Raw genomic sequence first — 19549 nt, forward strand, 5'->3', positions numbered from 1 at the left:
AAACTTGTAGAACCGCGTTTTCTGGACTATATTTATATTTTATTTGAAAGTACAAAAATAAACTTTGAATATGGATTTTCAAGATTTTTTGCAATATGTTCCTAATTTAATCCCAATTGAACTTCCGGGAGAAGCTGCGCATATAAAAATGGCACCAAAAGAACGTACAGAAGCTTTAAAAAATCTTGACCTGCAAGCTGTAAACCCCAGAATTGCAGCTGTAATGATGCTTTTTTATCCCAAAAAAGACAATACGCATTTAGTTTTAATAGTTAGAAATGCCTATAATGGCGTTCATTCGTCGCAAATTGCTTTTCCGGGAGGAAAATATGAGACTTTTGATGTCAATTACGAAGCAACTGCTTTGCGTGAAACACAGGAAGAAGTTGGGGTTTTATCTGAAAAAATAGAAATTATAAAGGAATTTTCCCCAATGTATATTCCGCCAAGTAATTTTTTGGTGCATCCATTTTTAGGAATTTCCCATGATGAGCTTTCCTTTTTTCCGGATGTTAGAGAGGTTGCCGATATTATAGAGTTGCCGCTTTCGGTTTTTCTGGATGATGAAATAATCATCGAAGCCACGTTGTCAACTTCTTACGGATCTAATATTGTAGTGCCGGCATTCAATATTCAAAATCATATTGTATGGGGAGCGACAGCCATGATTTTAAGTGAATTGCGAGATGTCTTGAAAATTAGTTTTGGAGAAAAATCTGAGAAACAATAATTTAACAATTTGATATTCATAAGAATAACATTTTTTTTCTGAAATTGCTTATTACTATTGCTGAAAGAATAATTTTTGTATGTTTGCGACTTAAAAAAAACAATAAACTGCTATGGGATTGTTTAAACGAAATCCTTTCGGACATATATTATTCATCAAGAAATGGTTAATCCGTATTTTGGGTGCCATGACGCACCGAAGATATAGAGGATTTAATGATTTACAGATCGAAGGTTCTGAAATTATAAAAACGCTTCCTGATACGAATGTTTTGTTTATATCCAATCACCAGACTTATTTTGCCGATGTTGTAGCGATGTTTCACGTTTTTAACGCAAGTTTAAGCGGACGTCAGGATAACATTAAGAATATTGGTTATTTGTGGCAGCCTAAAATGAATTTGTATTACGTGGCAGCTAAAGAAACGATGCAAGCCGGCTTGCTGCCAAGAATTTTATCTTATGTAGGCGCTATTACTGTCGAAAGAACCTGGCGTGCAAAAGGCGTCGATGTTACCGAAAAACGTGATGTGAATCCAAATGATACTGAAAATATCAGAATTGCGCTTGAAGATGGATGGGTAATTACGTTTCCGCAAGGCACAACAAAATCGTTTAAACCTGTTCGTAAAGGAACTGCGCATATTATAAAACAGCATAAACCTATTGTTATTCCAATAGTAATTGATGGTTTTCGTCGTTCGTTTGATAAAAAAGGGCTGCGAATGAAAAAGAAAGGAATTCTGCAATCTTTCATCATCAAAGAACCTCTTGATATTGATTATGAAAACGATACAATCGATGAAATCGTTGAAAAAGTAGAATATGCAATAGAACAGCATCCATCATTTTTAAAAGTTATTCCTGCAGAAGAATTAAAAATACAGGAAGAATTAAATCAAATGAGAAGATGGGATTATTAACGATTTTAGATTTCTGAGTTTAGATTTTAGATTTAAAAAAGTCCCATTTCAGGTTTCAAGTTGAAAAAACTTTGAACCTTTGCAACTCTGAACCTTTGTACCTTTTTCTAAAAATCTATCTTCTTCAACTCTTTATAATTAGCATATAATCTGCGTAATAACGTTCCGTACAACAATCTGTAGAAACACCAGAATATACCTAAAAAAGCAAGAGTTACCAGAAATAAAATACCTATAGTCATCATCATTGCTTTGCCGTTTGTGGCTAGTTTATCCCTTAAAAACTCCATTTCCGGATTGTATACAAAAGCAATGAAAAAGCTAATGATAGAGCTTAAAACAGCCATTCCTAAGTTATACCAAACGTAATACTGAACTGTTTTTCGGGTTTTTAAAATACTGCCCATTAATAATTTGGTAGATTCTGTCGTAGAAATTGTTTTATAGTTTTTGTAAAAGAAATATACAAATATCAGTACTACAACATAATTGAAATAGGTTAAAAGCTCAAGATAAAATATCATTTCGGCATGTTTTATCTTAATCAGCATTTCATCAGTACTGAAAAAGAAGTTTGAAACTGTCCAAAATAAAATTTCCAAAATACTGATAATCAAAATCCACTTCACAATTGAAGATGATTTTTTATGAATCATTTTGTAGATTTCATTTTCTGAAATTTGTTCAAAAGAATCCGAGTTCTTTTTCCAGTCTTTTTTTAATAAATCCAGTTCTTTCATAATAATTTTTAAGGATTTAGTATTTTTTTAAGTTTCCCTTTAATTCTATTCATTTTCACGCGTGCATTCACTTCACTTATTCCGAGAGTTTCGGCTATTTCTTGATAATCTTTGTCTTCTAAATACATAAAAACTAATGCTTTTTCGATGTCATTAAGCTGGTAAACAGCTTTGTACATCAATTTAATTTGTTCTTCCTCTTCATAATTGTAATCAACATCTTTTACAAAATGCTGATGACTTTCATATTCTACTGTCGATACGGTTCTTTTGGTTTTGCGGTATAAGGTAATGGCGGTATTTAAAGCAACGCGGTACGTCCAGGTCGAAAACTTGCTGTCGCCTCTAAATTTTGGATACGCTTTCCAAAGCTGAATGGTTATTTCCTGAAACAAATCTTTATGTGCATCTTCGCCGGCAGTATATAATCTACAAATCTTGTGGATTATATTCTGATTTGCCTGCAATTGCGCAACAAATGATTGTTCTAGGTTTTCGGTCATAATGTATTAGTAGTATTTAAATCAATTTTGTTACAGCGTGTTTTTATTTTTTTGCCACAGATTAATAGATTTTAATGATTTTATATCTGTGTAAAATTTTGGTTCTGAATTTAAGAATTTCAAAGTTAAATCTTTTTAATCCTTCAATCTGTCGCAAAAAAAAAACTATAATTTTCTGGTTTTATAATAATTGACCATCAAATCTATAAATTTACTGTAGCTGTCCATGCCATCTTTTTGATTATTTGTTTTTAAGAAATTGTCATACAGAATATGAAAACCTTTATCAATAAAAGTGTCATACTGCCTCCAGAAATCCTCACTTTCCTGATAGTTTTTTAAAATTCCAATATTGACGGTTTTCTTTAATTGATTAAAAATTTTCTCGTTTTTAAATTTCCAGATTCCCAAACAATATCGCAAAACAAAACTATAGCCGGAATACTGATAGTATAAATTTTTATTTTTTACTGAGGCTAAAACGCCAATAAAATTACATTCACTTTCGCTTGCAAACCCCATTTGATGTGCCATTTCATGACAAGTCGTTAAAGGAAAATTGTACATTGGCAACAAGTCATTAACCTGAGCTTCATTTGTAAAAGGATTCAAATATCCACCAAAACCCATATAAGTTAATGGCAGGCTAAAGAGGGATTTTTTAACACTTAAAATGTCATATTTGAAATAAGGGTATTCTTTTGCAAGATTTTCATATCCGTTTAAATTCATTAAAAAGGCTTCTTTCTGTGAATATGGAAAAACGATTTTTGCACTATCAATTTTAGTTATCTGTAATTGAATTTCATTTGTTTTTGCAATTAATTTTTTTGTAAAAGCCAATAATTCAGCATCCGTATATTCTCTTTGAATTTTCATTTTTTCAAAAAGAGGTTCTCTGTAATAATTGAATGCCCAGAGAAAATGAAAGAAAAAATAGAATATCGAAATACAGCTTAGTGCTTTTAGAAGATTATCTTTCCATTGAAGCTTCCATGTTTTACGAGTTTTCCAAAGCCATCTTATAAAAAGTAAAATCAAAATAGTATAAATACAATCGCCAACAGAAAACGGAATTTTGCCTAAAAGTATTCTTGAAAAATGAGACATTTTTATATACAATCCGTTGCTGTAGAACCTTTCGATAAACTCTGGAAAAAAGGGGAGTATCTTTAAAATGATAATTTGAATTAACAGGAACAAAGGAAGGATATATTTTCTTCTCACGGTTTTACTTTTGGGTTAAAAATAATAATTAAAACACTAGTTCACTTTCTTTTTTGTAAATTTGTTATTCATAAAAGTAAAAAATGACACAAATAACTTTAAATATTCCGGATAATGAATTGTCATTCTTTATGCAATTAATAGAAAAATTTAATTACGAAACTGTAATTAATGAATTTTCTGTTACTGAAGAAATGAAAAATTTATTAAATGAAAGAAGATCAACTTCAAAAGTAGAAGACTTCCTTCCTTGGAATGAAGCAAAGAAACAATTCCGTTTTAAGTCCGGTAAATGATTTTTGAAGTTGTAATTGAACCAAGAGCAATTCTTGATATTTAAAATGCAATTGATTATTATGAATCTAAGCAAAGCGACCTGGGTGAATATTTTTATCAGGTAGTTAATGATCATATAGAAACGTTGACAATAAATCCCTTCTTTCAAATTAGATATAAAGATTATCACGGTTTCCCCACTAAAAAATTCCCCTTTATTATCTTTTATTTCATTGATGAAAAGTTGAAAACAATTTATATTTTATCTGTTTTTAATACATCGCTGAATCCTTCAAAATATCCCAAATAAAAAATAAAACCTTAATTTTCTTATTCTGCTTAAATATTATCCAAATCTAATTTTAGAGTCATTTTAATTTGTGCTAATTCGTGAAATTTGTGGCGAAAAAAGAGTTTAAACTTTGTAACTTTGAAACTCATAATTGTTAAACTTCAAACAAAATATAATGAGTCAGGAAATAAGAAATCTGGAACCAAAAGCACTTTGGAATAAATTCGCCGATTTAAACGCAGTTCCGCGTCCGTCAAAGAAAGAAGAACGCGTAATAGAGTTTATGAAAAATTTTGGAAACAGCTTAGGTTTAGAAACTTTTGAAGACGAAATTCGAAATGTAATCATCAGAAAACCTGCGACTCCGGGAATGGAAAATCGCAAAGCAATTGTAATGCAGGGACATCTTGACATGGTTCATCAAAAAAATGCAGATACCGTTTTTGATTTTGATACTCAGGGAATTGACATGTATGTTGATGGCGACTGGGTTCGTGCGCGTGGTACAACGCTCGGCGCTGATAATGGACTTGGAGTAGCGACAATTATGGCTATTTTAGAAAGTAAAGATATTCCGCATCCTGCAATTGAAGCTTTGTTTACAATTGATGAAGAAACAGGAATGACTGGCGCTTTAAATCTAAAAGGCGGAATCCTGCAAGGGCAGATTTTATTGAATTTAGATACTGAAGAAGATGATGAAATTGATATAGGCTGTGCCGGAGGAATTGATGTAACAGCGACAAGAACATATCATGAAGAGGAGGTTCCGGAAGGTTCTGTTGGACATATAATTACTGTAAAAGGCTTAAATGGAGGACATTCAGGAATGGATATTCATAAAGGTCTTGGAAATGCCAATAAGATCATGAATCGTTTGTTATTTGATGGTTTTGAAAACTTCGGATTGCAAGTTGTAGAAATTAATGGTGGAAGTTTACGAAATGCGATTCCGAGAGAAAGTGTTGCAAAAGTAATTATTTCTGAAATGTTTGATGAAGCCTATATTTTTGATATGCAGGAAATCATCAACGATATAAAAGCAGAATATAAAACTACTGAACCAAACCTTTCAATTGAAATCGTAAAATGTGATTTACCTGAAAAAGTAATGGATTTAGGTGTTCAGGAAGGAATTATAAGAGCAATTTATGCTGCTCATAATGGCGTTTACAGAATGAGCCCTGACATGGCTGATTTAGTTGAAACTTCAAACAATATTGCCAGAGTTATCATAAAAGATGGTGAAATTCTGGTAGGATGTTTAACCCGTTCTTCTGTTGAAAGTTCAAAATTTGATTTAGCAAATTCATTACGTTCAGCTTTTGAATTAGTGGGTTGCGAGGTAGAACTTTCTGGTTCTTACCCGGGCTGGACACCAAATGTTAATTCTGAAATATTAGATACTCTGGTTGGAATTTATGAAAAACAAAACGGAGATAAACCAAAAGTGGTAGCTTGTCATGCTGGTCTTGAATGTGGAATTTTAGGCACAAATTATCCTGATATGGATATGATTTCTTTTGGACCAACAATTCATGGTGCACATTCGCCAGATGAAAGAGCAAGTATTTCATCTGCTCAAAAATATTGGAAATTTGTATTGGAAATTCTTTCGAATATTCCGGTAAAATAGTAATAGTATTCAGTCACAGTCTCAGTATTCAGTTTTAAAGAACTGCAAACTGAGACTGTAAACTGAGACTGAAAACTAATCCCTTTTAGGACTATTTTTCTTTTCTCTTTTTTCTTCTTTTTTCTCTTTAGCCGTTTTTAACGGTTCTTTTTTTGCTGTTTTTTTAGCATCCTGACTCTTTGCCATAATATTTAAATTTAATTAATTTCTTTTTTTGATTGTAAGTAAATATAGCTATAATATTCTGATTTGTTTACAATATTACCTTAGAAAGTCTCCATCGATTATTAATAACTCGACACCTTTTGTTGTTACAGAGCGGTGAGAACTGACTTCATCAGACACAATATAAGTGATTCCTTTTGAAAGTTTAAACTTTTGTCCGTTCTCTAATTCACTAATAAATTCGCCTTCAAGACAATGTACAATATGTCCTTTTTGGCACCAGTGATCAGCAATATATTTTTCAGAATAAGTAACTTTTCGAATCCGTAAACCTCCTAATTGTAAGGTTTGCCAATAAGCTGTTCCGCTTTCTCCCGAATGTTCTGTTTTTTCAATGAGATTCCAATCAATGGTTTGAAAAGGTATTGAAGTCATGGTTTTCGTTTTTTTTGTTATTGATTCTAAACAAAAAATCCTCAATTACTACTGGTAAATGAGGATTTTTAATTTTATTTAAAAGTAAAATTAATTACGTTTTAATACTTTATATTGTTCATAACAGGCGCTAATTGCGTCCATAATCTGTAAATCGTTTGCTGTTTGAATAAAAGAGTCAGAGTAATTACAACGCTGTAAAATTTCAGGTATTTCATCTTTACTAACGCCTAAAAGTACCGATACCGTTTCACGATCATATTTTGATTCTAAAAGATTTCTAACCGTATCATCTTTCTTCATTTCCTTTAGTTTCTTGAGTTCTTTTCCGTTTTTTCCAAAGAAACCATACAAAACGTCAGCGGGGTTAAAAATAGATCCTAATACCTTGCCAAAAGCATTTGGAGAATATTCACCTGCTTCATAACCTTGTGTAAGACCAGAAATACTGTAACGATAATTTTCTTTCGTAGGAATTAATTTTGAATCGACTTCAAGATAGCCCGTTAAGTTAAAAGGAGCAATAACCACTTCTTCAAGCGCAATTGCTTTTTCAGTAAGCTGAATTCGCGTTACTTTATTTTTTATCCAGTCATTGGTAACTCTGATTCTTAAAGACTGAAAACCTAAAATCGAAAAGTGGATGGTGTCATTTGGCTGTACATCAATTTCAAAGTATCCTTTAGCGTCAGATTTTGCACCACGGACTTTGTTGGTATTGATGATGTTAACATTAGAAAGTGGTTGTTTACTATTGTCATTGATAATGTATCCTGATACTCTTTGCGGAACATTAGATTCTGTGTCTTGCGCAAAACCAAAAGTTGAGAATAGTGTAAAAAAGAAAACTGCGAAATATTTCATATCCTGATTTAAAGCACTAAAAGTACTAAATAGGGATTAAATATTTCGCAGTCTTCGAATATAATTATAAGAAAATTAACAAAGAGAATTAATCTCTTCTTGGTCTTCTTGGTCTTGGCGAATCACCAAAGCTTTCAGAACGTCTTGGGGCTCTGTCTGAACCACCTTCTGTTCTTGGAGTTGAGCTTCTAAAACCACCTTCTCTTTTTGGAGCAGATGAACTTCTGTCGCTTCTGAAACCGCCACCTTCTCTTGGAGCTGAGTTTCTGTCGCTTCTAAAACCTCCGCCACCAGAACCACCTTCACGTCTGGGACCGAAGCTTCCTCCGCCTTCACGTCTTGGACCTCCAGAAGAACGTCCACCGCCGCTGCGTCCATTATGGTCACGTCTTCCGCCACCATCATTTTTAGAAATTTCAACATTAATACGACGTCCTTCTAATTGTACGTTGTTTAATACTTCCATTACTTTATCAGTGTGTTCAGGATCAGTGTTAAAGAAAGAAAAACCTTCTTTTACATCTACTTTGAAAACGTCATCACGACCTAAGTCTAATGTTTCTTTCAAGTAATCTTTTAGCGTCATCCAGTCGAAATTGTCTCTTGAACCAATGTTTACAAAATAACGAACTGCTCCGTTATTATTAAATTCTCTTGGTTCAGAATCAGTTCTTTCGCGTCTTTCAGAACCTGAAGACTGATTAGAAATATCTCTGTTCTTTTTGTAGTAAGCAATGAAACGGTTAAATTCTACTGAAACCATTTTCTTAATCAATTCTTCTTTAGATAAACCTTCAAGAACATTGTTGATTGCCGGTAAATAGTTGTCAATTTCGTGATCAACCTCAGTATCTTTAATTTTATTTGCTAAGTGCAATAATTGAATTTCGCAAATTTCGATTCCTGATGGAATAGCTTTTTCTTCAAACTTTTGTTTGATGATTCTTTCGATAGAAGAAATTTTACGCAACTCACTTTTTGTAACAATTACAATAGAAGTTCCTAATTTTCCGGCTCTACCGGTACGTCCTGAACGGTGATTGTAAGTTTCAATTTCGTCAGGAAGCTGGTAATTTACTACGTGAGTAATATTATCAACGTCAATACCACGTGCAGCAACGTCAGTAGCAACAAGCATCTGAATTTGTCTTCCACGGAAAGATTTCATTACACCATCACGTTGCGCCTGAGATAAATCTCCGTGCAATGCAGCAGCGCTGTATCCATCTTCAATTAATTTTTCAGCTACAGCTTGTGTATCTCTTTTAGTACGACAGAAAACCACAGAGAAAATATCCGGATTTGCATCGGCTAAACGTTTTAAAGCTTCGTAACGATCACGTGCATTTACTAAGTAAAATTCGTGAGAAACTGTTGCAGAACCTGAGTTCTTAGCTCCAACAGTAATTTCTACAGGATCGCTCATGAATTGTTTTGCAATTCTTGCAACCTCTTGTGGCATAGTTGCAGAGAACAACCATGTACTTTTTTGATCTGGAGTATCGGATAAAATAGATACGATATCCTCATAAAATCCCATGTTTAACATTTCGTCAGCCTCATCAAGAATACAGTAATCTATATTTTTAATGTTTACTAAACCTCTGTTAATCATGTCTTGCATTCTTCCCGGAGTTGCCACAATAATTTGTGCTCCTCTTTTAATGTCCCTAGCTTGCTCTGTAATACTAGCCCCGCCGTAAACTGCTACCACATTAATACCTTTCTCGTATTTTGAGTAGTTTTTAAGTTCGTTGGTAATCTGTAAACAAAGTTCTCGTGTTGGCGATAAAACTAATGCTTGTGTATTCCTGTTGTCAGCATCAATTTTTTGAATTAGCGGAAAACCGAAAGCTGCCGTTTTCCCTGTCCCTGTCTGAGCCAACGCAACCATATCTGTGTCTTTTTCCAATAATAGGGGAATCGCCTTTTCCTGTACCTCTGACGGATTTTCAAATCCTAGATCTAAAATCGCCTTCAGTAACGATTCATTCAATCCTAATTGTTCAAATTTATTCATATGTATTTTTAAAATAGGGTGCAAAATTACTGTTAATTATTCAGATAAACTAATGCTATTTTAAGAATTATGTATTTGTTATGATTTGATTATCAAAAAGTTATGTTTAATGTAAAATGATTTTTACTGCGAATCGAAGAAAATAGCAAAAAATTTCGTCGTGAAATTTAAAATTTCGACTTTAAAATGTTTTATTTGGAACAATTATTTTGTGGAGTTCAGAAAATCAATTAGTTGCTGAGTTGCTTTTGCACGATGGCTGATTTTATTCTTAATTTCAGAAGATAATTCGGCAAAAGTCTCCTTATAGTTTTCAGGCTGAAATATCGGGTCATATCCAAAACCATGATTTCCGGTTTTATTCAAAGTAATTTCGCCTTTTGCAATTCCTGTAAAAAGATGTTGTTTTCCTTTTAAGTTTAAAGCTATAACAGTTTTGAATTGAGCGCTGCGATCTTCTTTATCTGATAAAGCTTCTAAAAGTTTATTCATATTATCATCAGCATTACGCTGTTCGCCGGCATATCTTGCTGAGTAAACACCCGGCTCACCATTTAAAGCTATAACTTCCAGACCGGTATCATCAGCAAAACAATCATAATCATATTTTTCGGTAACATAATTGGCTTTCAAAATCGCGTTTCCTTCAATAGTTTCAGCAGTTTCAGGAATATCTTCGTGACAGCCAATATCCTCAAGACTTAATAATTGTATCGATCCGTTTAAGATACTTTGAATTTCTTTAATTTTATTTTGATTGTTTGAAGCGAAAACAAGTTGCATAATAAGGAGTTTAGTTGTATGAATATTTCAAACACAAATTTAGAATTCTTATATTTGATAAGTTGCCTAAAAATAAAATAAATGCAGATATCCGCACTCTATAAAAAATAATGCCTTTTGTGAAACCGTATCGAAAAATGGTAATCGCAACTTTATTACTTACTTTTTTAGGTTCATTTGCAGCACAGGTAAATGCTTTAATATTAAAGTATACCGTTGATACAATCAGTAATTTAATGGTGGCGCATGAACCATTATCAAAAGGATTTCATTTATTGGGCATTATAAGTATTGTTTTGCTTTCTAAAGAGTTAATTTATTCAGTCGTGCAATTTGGACAGAAATTTTATGGAGAAAAACTACGCATATTTATAACCCGCGATATTTCGCAGACAATCGTAGAGAAAATTTTAAGCTACAGAATGGAGTTTTACACGTCAGGCGAAAATGAAAGTGGAAAACTTCAAACCAGAATCGATTTAGGAATCAGCAGTTTAACACGATTGGTACAAAACTTTTTTATTGATATTCTGCCCTTGTTTGCTAATGCTTTTGTGGCTTTGATCTTGATGTTTTATGCCAATGTTTATGTTGGTTTGGTAAGTTTATGTATTATTCCAATTTACTTTTATGTCAGTCAGTTGCAAGCCAGTAAATTAAGTGGCTTTCGCCGAAGAATGCGTAATTATCGTGAAACAAAGAATAACGGGATCATAAGTTTAATTGAATCCATAACGGTAATTAAATCTTTTGTTCGCGAACCAATGGAAGCAGATCGGCATCAGAAAATTCAGTTTGAAATGACCGAAAATCAATTGGCTACCAGAAAAACCAGTTTCATTTTTGAAAGTATTAAAGGATTTATAGAACAAATAGGAGTAGTCATAATCATTATTCTTACCGCTTATTTTGTTTTGAATAATACGATGACGATTGGTGCAATCATGTTTCATATTATGTTATTTAATAATGTTTCGTCTCCAATCAGGCAGTTACACCGAATTTATGATGAAGTAAATGATGCTTTAATTTATTCAGAAGGTTTCTTCGATATTTTAGAATCTGAAAATGAAAAAGAAATCAGCGGGAATTATATTCCTGAAAAAATAGTGGGTTTAATTGAAGTTAAAAATGTTGATTTTGCTTATCCAAATGGAACCAAAGCACTTTCGGATATTAATTTTACCATAAAACCAAATGAAACAACTGCTTTGGTGGGTTTAAGCGGAGCCGGAAAAAGTACTATTATTAATTTGCTGGATAAGTTTTATTTGCCTTCTTCCGGAAAAATTTATCTGGATGGAGTTGATTTAAATGATTATAATACTGATTTTCTGCGAAAAAACATTGGATTGGTTTTGCAGAAGAACCACATTTTTAAAGGTACAATTGCTGAGAATATTCTTTACGGAAATCCCGAAGCTTCAAAATCAGAAGTTATAGATGCGGCTAAACAAGCTTATATTCATGAACAAGTGATGCAATTGCCTAAAGGATACGATTCTGATGCGCATTTGCTTTCTGGCGGACAACAACAACGAATCGCAATTGCGAGGTTGTTTTTAAAAAATCCGCCCATTATTTTTTTAGACGAACCTACGGCAAGTCTCGATGCAATTGCGACTGAGCAAATAAAGAAATCATTAGACGCCATAAAAAAAGACAGAACAGTGATTATTATTTCGCATAGTATTTCTCAAATTATTGATGCATCACATATTATTGTTTTAGAAAAAGGAAGATGTATAGAACAAGGTGCACATGATGAACTGTATGATAACAAATCAGTGTATTATGAGATATTTACGGCAATGGCGAATAGTTTAAATATTGATAAAATTACGCAGACGCTTGAGTAATTGATTACTACGCAGATATAATCGTCAATCTTGTCATTCTGAGGAACGAAGAATCTCAGCAAGTAGCTCCGCACGCAAAATCGCCAATCTTTGTAGAGTTTTTTACGGAGATTCTTCGTTCCTCAGAATGACAAGATTGGCGATTTTGATTGCGAGGTTTGCGCCAAACCCGACAGGTTTTTAAAACCTGTCGGGTTTACAGGATTTCAAGTTTTAAGTTTGGTTGGTTTTAGTACTTTTTTAGGTAAACAAAAATACAAAGATTCGGATTGGTTCTACTTATTTTATAAATTTATCAATTCTATAAACCTCTATCAAAAATAACCACATGAATACAAGATTTACAACGCTGATTTTGACTTTGTTTCTACTAGGAAATATAGGTTATTCTCAAAAAGACAAATCCTTTAATATTAAAAAACAGCTTGAATATTGTGCGAATCAGGCTTCTGAAACTTTAAAAGTAATTCCGAATGATGGAACTTCGCCAAGAACTATTCCGTTAGGAAGCAAAGAATGGAAGTTTGTAAATTACAAAGATTGGACGAGTGGTTTCTGGCCTGGAGAATTGTGGTATTTATATGAAGCAACCGGAGATAAAAAATGGGAAAAAGAAGCCGATAAATTCAGTCAGTTTTTAACACCATTGTCTGTAAACAAAGCAAATGATCATGATTTAGGATTTCAGGTTTTTAATAGCTTTGGAAACGGATATCGATTAACCAAAAATCCGGCATACAAAACTATTATCTTGAAAACTGCTGATACGCTGGCTACGCTTTTTAATCCAAAAGTAGGAACAATTCAGTCTTGGCCTCATAATAAATTTGGCGGTCATAACACAATCATCGATAATATGATGAATTTAGAATTGCTTTTTTGGGCATCTAAAAATGGAGGAAACAAAAAGCTATATGATATTGCCGTAAAACATGCTGAAACTACAATGAATAATCATTTCAGACCAGATTACAGTTCGTATCACGTTATAATTTATGATTATGAAACCGGCAAAAAGATAAAAGGAAGAACTGCACAAGGATATAGCGACGATAGTATGTGGGCGAGAGGTCAGGCTTGGGCAATTTATGGTTTTACAATGGTTTACAGAGAAACAAAAGATCCTAAGTTTTTAGATTTTGCTCATAAAATAGCGCGTGTTTATTTGGACAGATTAACAACTGACGATTTAGTTCCGTATTGGGATTTTAATGCGCCTAACATTCCAAATGAACCCAGAGATGCATCTGCAGCAGCAATTGTATCTTCGGCATTAATTGAATTGAGTTCGTATACAAAAGATAAAACACTGAAAAATGAATATCTTACCAAATCTAAAAAAATGATCGTTTCGCTTTCTGACCATTATCAGAGTCATGATGTTAATTCGGCATTTTTACTTCATTCAACCGGGCACAAACCAGCCGGAAGTGAAATTGATTGTTCTATAAATTATGCAGATTATTATTATCTTGAAGCACTTTTGAGACTTCAAAAACTAAAATAAAATTAAAGATTATGATGAAGAAAATAAGCCAAATCTTGTTTGCTATTATTTTTGCAGTAATACTGTTAAGTTGTAAAAACACGAAACAAAAACTTCAGGAATATGTAGCTTCATACAATGCTGATGCTAAAAATTTTAAGAGTGATCACGTAACACTTACAACTGCAAGAGGTTACATTAATGACAATAAAATCGAATTGCGATTTGAAACCGATTTGAAGCAAAACGATTCTAATAAGTCGGAAGCTGTAAAGAAATTTCCTGATGTATTGAAAGAGATGCTAAACAAAGATCAAATTCCAAAAGAATTAGTAAACGAAGGAGTTCAGTTTGATGTTTATTTTTTGGCTGATGATAATACGGTGTTCGTAAAAGAGATTGTTAATACGGAAACAATGCCGGAATTAATAAAAAAATAATCAATTTAAAATCGTATTTTTTAAAATAGTAAAGCCCTTTAAAATATTTTTAAAGGGCTTTTTTGTAGCTGTATAAAAGTGAATTATGGCTTTTAATTTTGTAGTAATTTATTTGCAGTCAAACAATTACATTTTTATTTTTTAGTAATTGATATTGTTTTTCTGTGTAAATTTTGCTATGTTTGAGTTAATATTTAACCATAAAACCAAAAAATTATGAAAAAAATTACTCAAATCGCATTCGTGTTAATCACTGTTTTTTTGTTGGTGAGCTGTAAAAATACCAAGCAAAAAATACAGGAACATGTCAGTAACTATAATACTTCGTCTTCAATTAAAGGCAGCGGCATTACCAGTACAACAGCTAAAGCATTTTTAAACGACAATAAAATTGAGATTAGAATTGAAACAAATCTCGAAGAAAACGATGCAAACAAATTAGCCTACAAAGAATCTTTTCCGGCTTTGCTTAAAGAAATGATTAAAAACGATCAGATATCTACAGAATTAATTGAAGAAGGAGTAACTTTTGATGTGTACTTTTTAGCGTATAATAATATTATTCTTGCCAAACAATTAGTTGATAAAGAAGAATTAGCAGTTTTAGAAAATAAATCTACCGGTACTTCTGGAAATAAAGAAACTGCTAAACTTTAATGCAAAATACCAAAAACATAAGTTATGCAAAAAAAATAAAAAAGCCTCTTTGTAATTTCAGAGAGGCTTTTTCATTTAATTTCTTTTGGTAACGTTTGTTAGATTATCAGGAAAATAACTGTCTGATAAATTGGCAAATTCATCGCCACGCATAAAGATATTAATGTCTACATCTGCAAATGATGTTTTTCCTGCTGCGGCAAGAAGTTCATTGGCAGAGTGAAGCGTATTTTTATGAAAATGATACACACGATCTGATTTATCGGTGACAACCAAACCTTTCATCAACATTTTATTTTGAGTTGCAACACCGGTTGGGCATTCGTTATTGTGACAACGAAGCGCCTGAATACAGCCTAGCGAAAACATGAATCCTCTTGCACTGTTACACATATCTGCGCCTAAAGCAACGGCATGTAAAATAGAATAACCCGAAATAATTTTCCCGCTGCCAATAATGCGTATTTTATCGCGAATATTTAGTCCGATCAGTGTTTTGTTTACAAAAATCAAAGCAGGTTCAAACGGCATTCCAACACCGTCAGCAAATTCTAAAGGAGCAGCTCCTGTTCCGCCTTCGGCGCCATCAACTGTTATAAAATCAGGATAAATATCTTCAGAAATCATTTCATGGCAAATAGCTTCAAATTCGCCTGTATTACCAATGCACAATTTAAATCCAACAGGTTTTCCGTTTGATAATTCACGCAATTGTGCAATAAAATGAATAAGCCCTTTACTGTCTGAAAAAGCGCCATGACCAGGAGGAGAAAGAATCATTTTATTTGGTTCAACACCTCTGATTTTAGCAATTTGCTCCGTATTTTTAGCAGCCGGAAGCACGCCTCCGTGACCTGGTTTTGCACCTTGAGAAAGTTTAATCTCAATCATTTTTACGTTTGGAAGATTAGCCTTTTCAGAGAATTTTTCAGGACTGAAATTTCCTTGGGCATCGCGGCATCCAAAATATCCTGTTCCAATTTGCCAGGTAATATCACCACCGCCCGCAAGATGAAATTCGGTTAAACCGCCTTCTCCTGTATTTTGATAGAAATTTCCTTTTTTGGCACCAATATTTATGGCACGGACTGCATTTTCGCTTAGCGAACCAAAACTCATGGCAGAAACATTAAATAAAGAAGCGAGATAAGGTTGTTTGCAATCTTTTCCGCCAACCAATACACGAGGTAATTCTTCGTTTACTTTTGCCGGAAAAATAGAATGTTTTATTCCTTCGTAACTATCATGATTTAAGTTTAGCTGAGTTCCAAAAGGCGTACTTGAATCAATGTTTTTGGCTCTTTGATATACTAATGAACGCTGATTTCTTGAAAAAGGCTTTCCATCAGTAGATCTTTCGATAAAATATTGTTGAATTTCTGGCGCTATCATTTCAAATAAATACCTGAAATAGCCCAAAACAGGAAAGTTTCTTAAAATGGCGTGTTTTGTTTGTATCGCATTATAAATACCAACGACTAATAATATTGGCAAAATAATGACAAGCAAAAAGCCTCGGTTGGTATAATAATAAGTTGCTGCAACAATTAGAAACAATAAGAATCCGTAGATAAAGAATTTTTTTCTCATGTTTTCAAAAATTTAAAAGGGTAATAAAGTAATAATTAATTAAAGCGTAATCGAACGTAAACGTGCTTAATGCCTTTTTTATCTGATTCTCTTTCATCAATTTCAAGAATATCAGTTAAAGATTTTAGCATTGGCGTAAGCTTAGAAAAACCATAATTTCTTGGGTCAAATTCGGGTTTTTTCTTTACAATTAAATTTCCAACATCGCCAAGAAATGCCCAGCCATCATCATCTTCAATATCTTCAATGGTAGCTTCGATAAGTTCTATGGTTTGTTTGTCGATTTTATGCAATGCTTTTTCGGCAGGTTTTTCAACAGGTTTTTTAGCGTCTGTGGCTGCGGTAACTTTTGGTTTTTTCTTCTGGATTGCGCCATCCAAAACCTCAATATAAATAAACCTGTCGCAGGCAACTATAAAAGAGTTTGGCGTTTTCTTTTCGCCAATACCAATTACTTTCATGCCGGATTCACGAAGACGAATTGCCAAACGGGTAAAATCGCTATCGCTTGAAACAATGCAAAAACCATCCAGTTTTCCTGAATAAAGTAAATCCATTGCATCGATAATTAAGGCAGAATCTGATGAGTTTTTTCCAACCGTATAGCTGTATTGTTGAATAGGAGTGATGGCATGTTCTAGTAAAACGCCTTTCCAGCCATTTGAGTTTGGCTTTGTCCAATCTGCATAAATACGTTTTGTGGTTGGTGTTCCAAATTTTGCAATTTCTTCCATCATCCCTTTTACGTTGCTGTACGGAACATTATCGGCATCAATAAGAACGGCTAGTTTTAAATCTTTTGAGTTATTTAAAGGCATTAGTTACGTGTTAGAAAAATTAGATACTTCCAAAGGTAAAACTAAAATTGGTTTTTTATAGAGTTGAACAGAAATAAGTCTTTTAAGAGTAATAAATTATTTTGGTTATAAATAAGATATTCTTTATTAAAATTAATTAAGGATAAATTTGTCTTTTAATATTGATTTAAATATATTTGTAAAGAATTTAATCCATTTTATATGTTTTCAAAAGCGTGCGAGTACGGCATTCGGGCTTCTATTTTTATTGCAACTAAATCTTCAAAAGGAATTAGGGTTGGAATAAAAGATGTGGCGAAAGAAATCGATTCACCAGAACCATTTACGGCAAAAATTATGCAGATTCTTACCAGGAATGGTATTATAGCTTCTGCCAAAGGTGTGGGCGGTGGATTTGAGGTTTCTAATAAAGCTATAAAATCGATAAAACTCATTCAGATTGTAGACGCGATAGACGGAAATGCAATTTATAAAGGCTGCGGAATTGGCTTAAAAGAATGTTCTGAAACACATCCTTGTCCGGTTCATAATGAATTTAAAAAAATAAGAGAATTACTTCTGGATATGTTAACCAATACAACTTTAGAAGAGTTGGCTTTGGGGGTTAATTCAGGAGATTTTCATCTTAAAATATTTAATAAAAGCGAATAAAAATTATAATTTAAATACTTAATAATGAATAAAAAGATCAACATTTCGATGCTTATGCTAATGGGATTTTTAGCCATAACTTCTTGTGGAAAAAAAGAAACTGCACCAACCGAAGAATCAACAGAAATAAATGATACAACAGATTCTGAAGGAGAAAAATCGGCAGAAGCAAGTAACACTTTAGTTATTGAAGGAAACGACCAAATGCAGTTTAATACAAACGAATTGAGAGCAACTGCGGGACAGCCAATTACATTAACCTTAAAGCACGTTGGAAAAATACCAAAAGAAGCTATGGGGCATAACTTGGTTATTTTGCAAGAAGGTACAGATGAAGCCGATTTTGCCACCAAAGCAATGAATGCAAAAGAGACAGATTATATTCCGACATCTGAAAAAACATCTATTATAGCGCATACTAAATTATTGGGTGGAGGCGAAGAAGATACGATTGAATTTACTATTGATAAAAAAGGAACATACAACTTTTTATGTACTTTCCCAGGGCATTTTGCTATGATGAAAGGTGTTCTAATTGTAGAATAAAAACTTTTAAACTCTAATACTGTTAATAGGTTAGAGTTTTTTAATGAATCAATAAAAGATAAAATTATCTTTTATTGTAAATCAATGATAATTAATTAAATAATTAAAAGAAAAAATGGAAAAGTTAAAGAATAAAACAGTTGGATCATTTGTAGCTCAGGATTTTAGAACGGCTGCAGTTTTTACAAAATATCAAATCGATTTTTGCTGTAAAGGAAACAGAACTATTACCGAAGTTTGTGACAAGCAAGATATTGACCCGGATGTATTAATACAAAATGTATATGATGTTTTGCAGTCTGAAAATGATAATACTATAGATTTTAATTCATGGCCATTAGATTTAATGGTAGATTATATTGAAAAAACACACCATCGTTATGTTGAGGAAAAATCACCAATATTAGTACAGTTTTTAGATAAATTATGCAAAGTTCATGGGGGAGGACATCCGGAATTGTTTAAAATAAATGAACTGTTTATTGCAGGAGCGGGAGAATTAGCACAACACATGAAAAAGGAAGAATTAATGCTGTTTCCTTATATTAAACGAATGGTGAAAACGAAAGAATCTAACGGGATTTTATCTCAGCCTTCTTTTGGGACTGTATCAAATCCAATTGCGATGATGATGGAGGAGCATGAAACCGAAGGAGATCGTTTTAGTGAAATTGCAAAACTTACGAATAACTATAACGCACCAAGTGACGGATGTACAACTTATAAAGTAACATTTGCGATGTTGAAAGAGTTTGAAGAGGATTTACACAAACACATTCACCTTGAAAATAATATCTTGTTTCCTAAAGCGGTTATTTTAGAAAAAGAATTTCCTGAAGTAGAATAAAAATAAATTTTAATAGTGAGAAGAACACCGATAAATGGCAAATTGCTGCGTATTATTGGTGT

Annotated in this window: 20 protein-coding genes; 11 read left to right on the top strand and 9 right to left on the bottom strand. The window is 32.9% G+C overall.

Annotation, left to right across the window (positions count from 1 at the left end; genetic code table 11):
* Positions 1–70 precede the first annotated feature (70 nt).
* Positions 71–730, top strand: coding sequence for an NUDIX hydrolase (locus OLM54_RS01765; protein WP_264536898.1), 660 nt, complete (start codon positions 71–73; stop codon positions 728–730).
* A 112-nt stretch (positions 731–842) separates the two neighbouring features.
* Positions 843–1652 carry a lysophospholipid acyltransferase family protein gene (locus OLM54_RS01770; protein WP_264536899.1) on the top strand — a complete coding sequence of 270 codons (810 nt, stop codon included), beginning with the start codon at positions 843–845 and terminating at the stop codon, positions 1650–1652.
* 107 nt (positions 1653–1759) lie between these two features.
* Here OLM54_RS01770 and OLM54_RS01775 read toward each other — a convergent pair whose 3' ends face one another.
* The 3 genes from OLM54_RS01775 to OLM54_RS01785 all read right to left on the bottom strand — a co-directional run bounded on the left by OLM54_RS01775 (position 1760) and on the right by OLM54_RS01785 (position 4122).
* Positions 1760–2392, bottom strand: coding sequence for a hypothetical protein (locus OLM54_RS01775; protein WP_264536900.1), 633 nt, complete (start codon positions 2390–2392; stop codon positions 1760–1762).
* Between the two features lie 8 nt (positions 2393–2400).
* A complete protein-coding gene (locus tag OLM54_RS01780) occupies positions 2401–2895 on the bottom strand; it encodes an RNA polymerase sigma factor (protein ID WP_042563225.1) in 495 nt (164 codons plus the stop codon).
* 165 nt (positions 2896–3060) lie between these two features.
* Positions 3061–4122 (bottom strand): DUF3810 domain-containing protein, encoded by a 1062-nt coding sequence (locus tag OLM54_RS01785; protein ID WP_264536901.1) that lies wholly within the window; start codon positions 4120–4122, stop codon positions 3061–3063.
* Between the two features lie 83 nt (positions 4123–4205).
* Between OLM54_RS01785 and OLM54_RS01790 the strand changes: the two genes are divergently transcribed.
* The gene (locus tag OLM54_RS01790; RefSeq protein ID WP_264536902.1) at positions 4206–4418 is read left to right on the top strand and encodes a hypothetical protein; all 213 of its coding nucleotides are present in this window, start codon (positions 4206–4208) and stop codon (positions 4416–4418) included.
* Between the two features lie 447 nt (positions 4419–4865).
* Entirely contained in the window at positions 4866–6326 is a 1461-nt protein-coding gene (locus OLM54_RS01795) for an aminoacyl-histidine dipeptidase (RefSeq protein ID WP_264536903.1), read from the top strand.
* 261 nt (positions 6327–6587) lie between these two features.
* On the opposite strand, the gene OLM54_RS01800 is transcribed toward OLM54_RS01795, so the two are convergent.
* From OLM54_RS01800 to OLM54_RS01815, 4 genes are all read right to left on the bottom strand, one after another.
* Positions 6588–6926 carry a DHCW motif cupin fold protein gene (locus tag OLM54_RS01800; protein ID WP_264536904.1) on the bottom strand — a complete coding sequence of 113 codons (339 nt, stop codon included), beginning with the start codon at positions 6924–6926 and terminating at the stop codon, positions 6588–6590.
* A 90-nt stretch (positions 6927–7016) separates the two neighbouring features.
* The gene (locus tag OLM54_RS01805; protein WP_264536905.1) at positions 7017–7790 is read right to left on the bottom strand and encodes a carboxypeptidase-like regulatory domain-containing protein; all 774 of its coding nucleotides are present in this window, start codon (positions 7788–7790) and stop codon (positions 7017–7019) included.
* A gap of 88 nt (positions 7791–7878) precedes the next feature.
* Positions 7879–9810 carry a DEAD/DEAH box helicase gene (locus tag OLM54_RS01810; RefSeq protein WP_264536906.1) on the bottom strand — a complete coding sequence of 644 codons (1932 nt, stop codon included), beginning with the start codon at positions 9808–9810 and terminating at the stop codon, positions 7879–7881.
* Between the two features lie 204 nt (positions 9811–10014).
* Positions 10015–10593 (bottom strand): non-canonical purine NTP diphosphatase, encoded by a 579-nt coding sequence (locus OLM54_RS01815; RefSeq protein WP_264536907.1) that lies wholly within the window; start codon positions 10591–10593, stop codon positions 10015–10017.
* A 110-nt stretch (positions 10594–10703) separates the two neighbouring features.
* Here OLM54_RS01815 and OLM54_RS01820 point away from each other — a divergent pair, with 110 nt between their 5' ends.
* From OLM54_RS01820 to OLM54_RS01835, 4 genes are all read left to right on the top strand, one after another.
* Positions 10704–12452, top strand: a complete 1749-nt coding sequence (locus tag OLM54_RS01820) for an ABC transporter ATP-binding protein (RefSeq protein WP_264536908.1) — start codon at positions 10704–10706, stop codon at positions 12450–12452.
* A gap of 328 nt (positions 12453–12780) precedes the next feature.
* A complete protein-coding gene (locus OLM54_RS01825) occupies positions 12781–13959 on the top strand; it encodes a glycoside hydrolase family 88 protein (protein WP_264536909.1) in 1179 nt (392 codons plus the stop codon).
* Positions 13960–13970: 11 nt separating this feature from the next.
* Entirely contained in the window at positions 13971–14378 is a 408-nt protein-coding gene (locus OLM54_RS01830) for a hypothetical protein (protein ID WP_264536910.1), read from the top strand.
* Positions 14379–14594: 216 nt separating this feature from the next.
* Entirely contained in the window at positions 14595–15035 is a 441-nt protein-coding gene (locus tag OLM54_RS01835) for a hypothetical protein (protein ID WP_264536911.1), read from the top strand.
* A 75-nt stretch (positions 15036–15110) separates the two neighbouring features.
* Here the strand turns inward: OLM54_RS01835 and OLM54_RS01840 are convergent, their stop codons facing one another.
* Together OLM54_RS01840 and OLM54_RS01845 are read right to left on the bottom strand one after the other, a co-directional pair.
* The gene (locus OLM54_RS01840; RefSeq protein ID WP_264536912.1) at positions 15111–16625 is read right to left on the bottom strand and encodes an FMN-binding glutamate synthase family protein; all 1515 of its coding nucleotides are present in this window, start codon (positions 16623–16625) and stop codon (positions 15111–15113) included.
* Between the two features lie 35 nt (positions 16626–16660).
* Positions 16661–17443: an NYN domain-containing protein gene (locus tag OLM54_RS01845; RefSeq protein WP_264536913.1), complete on the bottom strand. Its 783-nt coding sequence runs from the start codon at positions 17441–17443 to the stop codon at positions 16661–16663.
* Positions 17444–17644: 201 nt separating this feature from the next.
* On the opposite strand from OLM54_RS01845, the gene OLM54_RS01850 reads away from it, so the two are divergent.
* The 3 genes from OLM54_RS01850 to ric all read left to right on the top strand — a co-directional run bounded on the left by OLM54_RS01850 (position 17645) and on the right by ric (position 19487).
* Positions 17645–18094 (top strand): RrF2 family transcriptional regulator, encoded by a 450-nt coding sequence (locus OLM54_RS01850; RefSeq protein WP_264536914.1) that lies wholly within the window; start codon positions 17645–17647, stop codon positions 18092–18094.
* Positions 18095–18118: 24 nt separating this feature from the next.
* Positions 18119–18640 carry an azurin gene (gene azu, locus OLM54_RS01855; protein ID WP_264536915.1) on the top strand — a complete coding sequence of 174 codons (522 nt, stop codon included), beginning with the start codon at positions 18119–18121 and terminating at the stop codon, positions 18638–18640.
* A 115-nt stretch (positions 18641–18755) separates the two neighbouring features.
* The gene (gene ric, locus OLM54_RS01860) at positions 18756–19487 is read left to right on the top strand and encodes an iron-sulfur cluster repair di-iron protein (protein ID WP_264536916.1); all 732 of its coding nucleotides are present in this window, start codon (positions 18756–18758) and stop codon (positions 19485–19487) included.
* Positions 19488–19549: the final 62 nt, after the last annotated feature.

The organism is Flavobacterium sp. N1736, from assembly GCF_025947065.1.
Classification (GTDB): domain Bacteria; phylum Bacteroidota; class Bacteroidia; order Flavobacteriales; family Flavobacteriaceae; genus Flavobacterium.

What these genes read in the sequence shown, in the direction of transcription:
- OLM54_RS01765 (WP_264536898.1), top strand. Translation starts at nt 71, where the DNA reads ATGGATTTTCAAGATTTTTTGCAATATGTTCCTAATTTAATCCCAATT.
- OLM54_RS01770 (WP_264536899.1), top strand. Translation starts at nt 843, where the DNA reads ATGGGATTGTTTAAACGAAATCCTTTCGGACATATATTATTCATCAAG.
- OLM54_RS01775 (WP_264536900.1), bottom strand. Translation starts at nt 2,392, where the DNA reads ATGAAAGAACTGGATTTATTAAAAAAAGACTGGAAAAAGAACTCGGAT.
- OLM54_RS01780 (WP_042563225.1), bottom strand. Translation starts at nt 2,895, where the DNA reads ATGACCGAAAACCTAGAACAATCATTTGTTGCGCAATTGCAGGCAAAT.
- OLM54_RS01790 (WP_264536902.1), top strand. Translation starts at nt 4,206, where the DNA reads ATGACACAAATAACTTTAAATATTCCGGATAATGAATTGTCATTCTTT.
- OLM54_RS01795 (WP_264536903.1), top strand. Translation starts at nt 4,866, where the DNA reads ATGAGTCAGGAAATAAGAAATCTGGAACCAAAAGCACTTTGGAATAAA.
- OLM54_RS01800 (WP_264536904.1), bottom strand. Translation starts at nt 6,926, where the DNA reads ATGACTTCAATACCTTTTCAAACCATTGATTGGAATCTCATTGAAAAA.
- OLM54_RS01805 (WP_264536905.1), bottom strand. Translation starts at nt 7,790, where the DNA reads ATGAAATATTTCGCAGTTTTCTTTTTTACACTATTCTCAACTTTTGGT.
- OLM54_RS01810 (WP_264536906.1), bottom strand. Translation starts at nt 9,810, where the DNA reads ATGAATAAATTTGAACAATTAGGATTGAATGAATCGTTACTGAAGGCG.
- OLM54_RS01815 (WP_264536907.1), bottom strand. Translation starts at nt 10,593, where the DNA reads ATGCAACTTGTTTTCGCTTCAAACAATCAAAATAAAATTAAAGAAATT.
- OLM54_RS01820 (WP_264536908.1), top strand. Translation starts at nt 10,704, where the DNA reads ATGCCTTTTGTGAAACCGTATCGAAAAATGGTAATCGCAACTTTATTA.
- OLM54_RS01825 (WP_264536909.1), top strand. Translation starts at nt 12,781, where the DNA reads ATGAATACAAGATTTACAACGCTGATTTTGACTTTGTTTCTACTAGGA.
- OLM54_RS01830 (WP_264536910.1), top strand. Translation starts at nt 13,971, where the DNA reads ATGATGAAGAAAATAAGCCAAATCTTGTTTGCTATTATTTTTGCAGTA.
- OLM54_RS01835 (WP_264536911.1), top strand. Translation starts at nt 14,595, where the DNA reads ATGAAAAAAATTACTCAAATCGCATTCGTGTTAATCACTGTTTTTTTG.
- OLM54_RS01840 (WP_264536912.1), bottom strand. Translation starts at nt 16,625, where the DNA reads ATGAGAAAAAAATTCTTTATCTACGGATTCTTATTGTTTCTAATTGTT.
- OLM54_RS01845 (WP_264536913.1), bottom strand. Translation starts at nt 17,443, where the DNA reads ATGCCTTTAAATAACTCAAAAGATTTAAAACTAGCCGTTCTTATTGAT.
- OLM54_RS01850 (WP_264536914.1), top strand. Translation starts at nt 17,645, where the DNA reads ATGTTTTCAAAAGCGTGCGAGTACGGCATTCGGGCTTCTATTTTTATT.
- azu (WP_264536915.1), top strand. Translation starts at nt 18,119, where the DNA reads ATGAATAAAAAGATCAACATTTCGATGCTTATGCTAATGGGATTTTTA.
- ric (WP_264536916.1), top strand. Translation starts at nt 18,756, where the DNA reads ATGGAAAAGTTAAAGAATAAAACAGTTGGATCATTTGTAGCTCAGGAT.